Raw genomic sequence first — 7,409 nt, 5'->3', positions numbered from 1 at the left:
CAACCAATTGCTGACAGTGCTGTACGTTTGACATTCACTGATGCTTCTGGTAAGACCATTAAGTCTGTTGACTGGACTAAGACTAACGCCAAGAAGGGCGATACTCTTGGTCAATTAACAAGAGATAATAATGGCGTTTATACATGGAACCTTGGTAACTTATCAGCTACCCAGTTGCAAAGCTTGAAAGATACCATTAGTGATGCACTAAATGGAACAGGTTATGGCTTTAGCGTTGACAACAATGCTGCTGTACTTGCACAAGCTAAGACTGGTTCTGAATTGAAGATTCCTTTGACTAAAGGAAATACGGTATATCAAACACTTACTCCATTAGCTTATAACACAGCAACTGGTGCAACAAATAACAGTGCTGCAACTGCTACTAAGTTAGCTAAGAATTCTGCAGCAACTACAAGTCTATCAGATCAATACTTTAGTGCTAAGGCTTCAGCTACTCCACAAAGTGGTGATGCTTTAGTAATCAAGGGTGATAAAAATTCAAAGAATTATGATCTTGATTTAAGTCAAGTTGATGCTAAGACGGGTGCTGCAAATTCTACTTTGCAAGCTCAAGTAAAGGCTTATGTTGATGCCGGCAATACACTAGATTCTTTAAACAAACAAGTTTCTGATGCTGCTGCTAACTTCTTTGTTGCTCCAACAAGCACAAGTGTAAACGATTTGTTCAGTGGTACTGATAACGCTACGTACACTGGAACAGATGTTATGAACTACTTGGCAAAGCACTCTAACTTCAGTACTTTGAAGTCACCTGTATTCCCTGTATTCACTTCTACTGGTTCGGTTGCTTCATTCAGTCAGTTTAACTTTACTGCTCGTCAAGCATTGGGTGGCACATTTGGTTCTGGCACTACGACTGTATATTACAGTTATAACTCTGCTTTGCCTTCAACCAATGTTTCGTTCCCAACGAGCACAGGTAATGGCTACAGCCCATTCTAACTTTCAATAAAGGTTTTCTGAATTAATCAGTATTCCCTGATTGAACGAGTTAATTAATTTTAAAACAAAAGAGTCTTGGTAAATCCAAGGCTCTTTTTGTTTAATGCAAAATTCAGACTCGTGAGGTTTGCATTTCTAAATGATTAATAACTGGTTGAGTTTTTATAAAGCTGACGGTACTCTTTAGCATACTGCTTATCAAATTTATTTTCGGATTTCACTACATCCTTGATAGTATCATCTGTTACCAGCATGAAAATATTATCAAAAAGAGCACGACGATAATCCGACCATCCATTAAATGCTTTTGCCTCAGAGATCCTAATAGTCGTTTTGACAATCACTGTTTTTTGTTCCTCTGATAAGATTTTAACACTTGTCTGTGCTAAATCACTAATAGCCGTAAGCGCATCATCAAATACTACATTTCCATCATCGTCTTTTAGTTCAATTAACTCAAAGCCTTCAAACACTAACAAAATTTCTTGAATTGCCAAGGATAAGTCCTTTTTAGCAACAATTCCAACTGCGTCCTTAACGATACCACTCAAAAAGTCAGAAATATGTTCATAATCTTCGTCATAAGTAATGGCGCTAGACAAGTTCTTTTCAAATGCTAGGTCAATATCACCTTTTAGCTGGGCTAGCTTTTCTTGCGTTGATTGTGGCTTGAAATTTCTTTGAAGTTCTCGATAAAAGAGCTCATCTCGCTCAATGGCAACTCTAACTAAAAATTCGTATAAATCGACTTTATCCGCTCGGTCTAACCACTGTTTAATTTCTTTAGAATTTTCGGGATACATATTCTTCTCCTTTTGAAAAATGCATTAGATGCTATCAATAGCTTTCTTCATCTCGTCTACCAGCGCTGAACGTCGTGAATATTTTTCGATTAACCGTTGGCACCATGCTTTGGCAGTCTCCTTATTACCATATTCTGCGTACTCGCAAATCGCCCTTCCTAGTTTTCGATAATGACTACGAGTATTGCCAATTTCAGTAACCAGTGTGTCATGGTATAGCTTAGTGACTTTGTCTGGGTAACGATCATATAAAACTTTGCCATATTTACCAATTAGCAACGGTTTTCTTTCAACCACTGCCATTAAATCATCTTGGTTACCTTCCAAGTTAAGGATGATTGCATAGTTCTCTGGTGATAATCTTTCAGAAAATTCTTTAAGTAAAGCAGGCGATTCTTGTTCCCATCGGCCTTGTTTTTGAAGAATAGTTTTCAGCTTCTGATAGTCATTTCCGTCAATTAGCCATCTTTCGGAAAGTAACCTATTTTTATAAACTCTGGCTAACTTCCGATCATCATGGGTTTTTAGATAAATCTTTTCCAAGTAATCCAACCAGACCTTTTCAGGACCGTTTCCCTTACTGGCTAATGATCCATTAACTGCTAATTTTTCGGCTGTCCTAAAGTCCTCTTGCGACATATAAAATTTAATTGCGAGTTCTCTGACCTGGTTAACTTTAATGTGGTCAGCCATAAATTTCTTGACGCGCGAATAATCTCCAATGACGATTAACGCTTTGATTTTAAGTGATAGATAGTAGTCTTCAGAAAGCGAAAAGCTATAGTCGTCTGCTGAATAGCGTTGGGGAACCTTGGCAGCTGCTTGATCAACCAAGTCAAAGGTTTCCGGGGTTAGTAAAGGCAAAATGCTTTCCAAAATCGGAAATTGAAAATTGTCCCAATTATTAAAGATCTTAAGATTAAACGTTCGAATAGCGGCTTTTACTAATAGTTTCTTTTCAGCATCAGAAAGAGCTTCTGTGGCAAAGAGAGCCAACTGTTCCAAAGAATCGTAAGCAAAATCCAAGGTGTCTGTTGTACTTCCCGAGCCATCGTCCGTTCGTTCCAGAATGCGGACAGTTTCCTGAATGACTAATAAAATCTCTTGGATTCCTAAACCCACTTTCTCTTTTGACTGTTTATTCAGGGCTTCCAAAATTAGCTTATTGAATTTATTGCACATCTTGATACAATGCTGATAGTCAATAAAACCGCGGTGAGCATTTTTAGAAATAATTGTCCTAAGATCTTCTCTTAAATGTGATAACTGGTCTTTTTCTGAAAATTCTCCAAATCGGCGGCGAATTTGACTATACAATTCATCATCTTCACGACCCATCTGAATAATAAAGTCACGTAACGCTGGTTCGCTTGCATTGGACAACCATTCTTTCATTAATTCCTCTTTACTTTTTGGCACGATAATTCTCCTTTCTTTAGAAAGAGGGAACAACGCCCATCGTTGACATTGTCCCCCTCTAAAGATTGATTCTTTTGATTAATTATTTAGTTGAAGCCTTGCGCTTGGATTTAAGATTCAAAGCATTTCGCCACTGTTTCCAAACGTTCTTGAATTCGTAGTCTTTGGCACTCTCATAACTGTTAACACTCATTCGTTGCAACATTTTATCATTTGTTAACAATGAAATAATGTCTTGAGCATAGCCATACAGGTCACCTGGTGCCAGTAGATAACCATTAACACCATCTTTAATAATTCTAGATGGACCAAAGTTGGTATCAAATGCTACCAATGGTAAGCCGTGTGCCAATGCTTCAGCCATCGCTAATGGAAAAGCATCTTGATGGGCAGCACTGGCAAAGATTTTGGCTGAGTCGTAAACTGGCTCAATATTTGATGTGTAACCAGAGATTGTAACGTTATCCTGCAGGTTTAACTGCTTAATCAAATTTTCAAGTGATTGAACAAAGTCTTGGTCGCCAAAGCCTCTAATATCCAATGTAGCATCTGGGACTTGTGGCGTTACTAGGGCAAAGGCTCGAATCAAGTTATCGACACCCTTGTCAACACCCAAGCGACCCGCATAAAGGACTTTCTTACCTGGTCGACTATTCATTAAAATCTGCGGTTTCTTTAATTCTTGATTACTAAAGGCCACGCCAGGGATCGCTGTAATTTTAATATTCCGACCTTTACCTTTCAGTCGCTTCAACCGAATTCTTAATTGACGAGCTTGGTCTTCAGTCATAGTGATCAAGCCATCCAACTTATCCAAGTGTTTAAAGACTTCAGCGTAGCTTGGCTCAAGTTCGGAGTTGATTAAATCTTCCGGATTAGCCGCGTGAAGGATTGGGAAGAAGAGGTACTTCTTAGCCCTGGTCTTCATATTAACTAACGGGATATCAGTAATTCCTGGTCGATCAGCAATAAAGGTATCTTCGGTTTTAGTTTGACGATTAATTTCATCCAAAAAGAAGGTGAACAAATCGTCTTCTGAATTAAAGTAATAGTCATTGCCTTTGTAATTAATCAGATGGATACTGAAAATCACTTTACCTTTTCGATCATCAGTAATCTCCCAAAAGCGTTCAACAGCGCGCGTACCATCTAAGTGATAGAGAATTTCGGCATGTGGTGCGCCATCATAGTCTAATAGCTGGCTGGCGGTATGAAAGCCCCGAGAGTCCCATAACTCGCGATTAGCAATGTTACCGAACTCATCATAATGTTCAACGGAGGCTACTTCGCCAACCCGGCCAGGCGTATGATGAATGGTTTGAGCTAAACGGCCTCCCTGATAAGCCTTTGAGACGTTACTATCATATTTTAACTGATAACTGATTGGAATGTTAAGCTTTTTGACACTAGTTGAGTTCTCTTTAACCTTCACAGTGTCTTGAAAGTAGTCATACATATTTAAAATGTCATCCTGAGCTAAACCAAAATTGGCCGCATTTAAGTGCTCCATCGGGTCAAAATCCCGGGTGACAATTTTAGTCGTTAAACGTTCATGTTTGAACAGCGCCAAGCGATGAAATTCAGCGTGTTCGACACTTGAATTTAATGCTTTAATATATTGATTTAAAAAGTAATACATTCTTACACCTCAAGACTTTCCGGAATTTGTGCGTGTTTTTTGGCATCTTTAATCAATGGTTGCCACTTTTCCCAAATAGCATCGGAAGAATAGTTCCAACTATCTTTATAGGCATTCTCACTAAACTCTTCCAGTTTCTTTGGATCGGAAAGTAGTTCAATAATCCGATCAGCCAATTGATCGACATTCCGGTTTTCAACTAAGTAACCATCCTTGCCATCATTAACAACGTCTCGGGGACCATACTTGATGTCAGTTGCTACAATTGGTAAGCCGTGGGCTTGAGCTTCAACCAAGGTTAATGGTAGGCCTTCTGCTCGACTAGGTAAAATTAATAGTTGAGCTTTGTTATAGACCTCACTGATATTCTTGGTGTAATCATGGAACGTAATTTTATCGTTCAAATTCAATCGGTTAACCAAATTAGCTAAGGTTTTATCGAAATTGTCGTTACTGTATCCCCAGAAGTCAAGAGTGGCATCTGGAACAGCTTTGAGAACTTTCGGCCAAGCTTCAATCAGAACATCTTGTTGTTTTTCACTGGATAGTCGGGCAACCATGATAACTGATTTAGGATTGCGGTCAGACCATTTAACATGAGGCTTTTCTAAAACTTTCTGATCAGTTACCGCTCCAGGAATCATATAGACATTTGGATTAGTCTTGCCGAAGCGTTCGGTAAAGTCTTGATACTGCCAAGGGGTTAGTGTGGCAATGCCGTTCCAACGACGTCGGTTTTCCAACATGTATTCATAGTTGTAGTTGAAGTCGGAATGCATGTGGTCGGTACCTGAATTAACGTGATTATTATGTAGGTACATCACGGAATAAATCGGCGTCTCCATTTGTTGGATGGAGTAAGCCAATTCATAGGAACGATCACAGATAATGGTGTTAGCTTCACCAGTTGAAAGATTGAGTTGATCCAACCAGAAAGTCGTCAGGTCGTCATAGGTCGCAAAGTCGAAGTCTTGACCTTTATAGTTAACCAATTCATGAAGCGATGTTTCGGTGGTGCCATCACGTCTTGGCATTGTGTAGCGACGCAAGGCTACTTCACCATTGGGCTTGAGAATCTGTTCAGAGACTAATGTAGTATCATAAGCAAAGAATTGTTCTAATGCCGCAAAGCCCCGCGTATCATAACGAACCATTCGAGTTGGCCGACCATTAAAACCGGAGTATTGAACCCAATCAATTTGATCGTCTTTCAGCGTTTTAGTGCCGACAATCATGACTAACTGATCGCCAACAAAGACATCGGTTTTGGTTTTATCTTTTTCAGGCTTTAATTTTGCACCCTTTGGTAAGGTTAATTCTTTGATCGTCATTTTGCGACGCTTAAAGTTAGTAGTTCCTTGAAAAAAATCAAATAAATTAACAAACTGATCGTCTGGAATCCCAGCATCTTTAGTCACATCGTGTAGATTAAGTGAGAGTGTCCTGGTAATGATTTTAGCTGGAACATGCTTTTCGTTAAACAGTTTTAGCCGTTTAATTTCCGCATGTTCGATACCAGATTTTTTAAAGCTGATATTGTCATCGTAGAAAAAATACATAAATTAACGCTCCTTGTAGTGTCTTCCCTTATTTTGAACGGCACAAGATACTTCTAGTTTATCATATGAAGTAATGTTAAAAGACGTTGTTGTTAGGATATTTAAAGTTGTAAAGGAAAAATAATAATTTTGAAAATAAAAAACGCCATCCTGGAATCTTACCAAGATAACGTTTTTGAAAATTGATTTAATTATGTGGAGTTAACACAAACTAATTTTTAATTAAAATAAGTTACTCCAGAATTGTGTGTTGCTAGTTCCAGTTGCACTACGTTTTTCAATATTGTAGTTAACTTGCAAACTTGCATCACGATCGCCAGCTTTAAGATTTGCATTGGCGTTTGTACCCTTTGCAATATCTTTAAAGGTGTAGTGCCATACTTGTACAGCTTCACCTTGGCTACTGAATGGATTTGCATTATCCTTAAGTGTACCACTCTGGTCTTGATAAATTACATAGAAGTCATCTAGACCTTGTGCTTTCAATGCAGCTTGAACTTGATCTTTAGTTACAGTTGTACCAGCTGGGGCACGCAAACCAGTAACAAATGCTGCACGAGCAGAACTGTAAGGTGTTGCAGCTTTACCTTTAACAGCGAACCAAGCATTGTCATGAGCTAATTGATCTCCTGCAGAGGCATCGTTTACACCGGTGCTAGGACGGTCACCATTATCAGTTGTGTTAAACGTGACATTTGCATCCGTAAATGCTTGAACATTAGTTGCTGGAGATACTAAAATGGTAATTTCTTTACCAAATGATGCATTAGCAATTGCCGCAGCATTATTAGCTTTTTGCGAATCAGTTAAGCCATTGTATGCGTAAGAACTCAAATTACTCTTTTGAGATGTCCAGTAATTTGAAATTGCTGATACATTGTTTGAACCACCAAGAGTGTTATCAACTGTTGATAACATGCTTACTGCAGTTGGGTAATTGTTGTTATTAGTTACATCAACAGTAGCAACTGATTTGTTTGTTGTTGAATCAACAAAGTTTACACGTACAGCGTTTGCTGCTAC

5 protein-coding genes and 1 pseudogene are annotated in these 7,409 nt (G+C 38.7%); 1 reads left to right on the top strand and 5 read right to left on the bottom strand.

The annotated features are described in order from the left end of the window. Positions 1-966 (top strand): annotated as a pseudogene (locus ED605_RS11830) (S-layer protein); the annotation flags it as partial. Between the two features lie 143 nt (positions 967-1,109). On the opposite strand, the gene ED605_RS11825 reads toward ED605_RS11830, so the two are convergent. From ED605_RS11825 to ED605_RS11805, 5 genes are all read right to left on the bottom strand, one after another. Further along, complete coding sequence (locus ED605_RS11825) at positions 1,110-1,769, bottom strand: hypothetical protein (protein ID WP_121979099.1); 660 nt, start codon at positions 1,767-1,769, stop codon at positions 1,110-1,112. Between the two features lie 24 nt (positions 1,770-1,793). After that, complete coding sequence (locus ED605_RS11820; RefSeq protein ID WP_121979098.1) at positions 1,794-3,188, bottom strand: hypothetical protein; 1,395 nt, start codon at positions 3,186-3,188, stop codon at positions 1,794-1,796. Positions 3,189-3,270: 82 nt separating this feature from the next. Next, complete coding sequence (locus ED605_RS11815) at positions 3,271-4,827, bottom strand: glycosyltransferase (RefSeq protein WP_121979097.1); 1,557 nt, start codon at positions 4,825-4,827, stop codon at positions 3,271-3,273. 2 nt (positions 4,828-4,829) lie between these two features. Next, on the bottom strand, positions 4,830-6,386 hold the full coding sequence (locus ED605_RS11810) for a glycosyltransferase family 4 protein (RefSeq protein ID WP_121979096.1): 1,557 nt from the start codon (positions 6,384-6,386) through the stop codon (positions 4,830-4,832). A gap of 222 nt (positions 6,387-6,608) precedes the next feature. Beyond that, positions 6,609-7,409, bottom strand: an 801-nt coding sequence (locus ED605_RS11805) for a hypothetical protein (protein WP_162919805.1), incomplete at its 5' end; no start/stop codon positions are given.

The organism is Lentilactobacillus raoultii (genome assembly GCF_900411375.1).
In the GTDB taxonomy this organism is placed as follows: Bacteria; Bacillota; Bacilli; order Lactobacillales; family Lactobacillaceae; genus Lentilactobacillus; species Lentilactobacillus raoultii.
This window is presented reverse-complemented; position numbering and strand designations above follow the sequence as displayed.

Coding starts and splice junctions, on each gene's coding strand:
- ED605_RS11825 (WP_121979099.1), bottom strand. CDS start 1,769: ATGTATCCCGAAAATTCTAAAGAAATTAAACAGTGGTTAGACCGAGCG.
- ED605_RS11815 (WP_121979097.1), bottom strand. CDS start 4,827: ATGTATTACTTTTTAAATCAATATATTAAAGCATTAAATTCAAGTGTC.
- ED605_RS11810 (WP_121979096.1), bottom strand. CDS start 6,386: ATGTATTTTTTCTACGATGACAATATCAGCTTTAAAAAATCTGGTATC.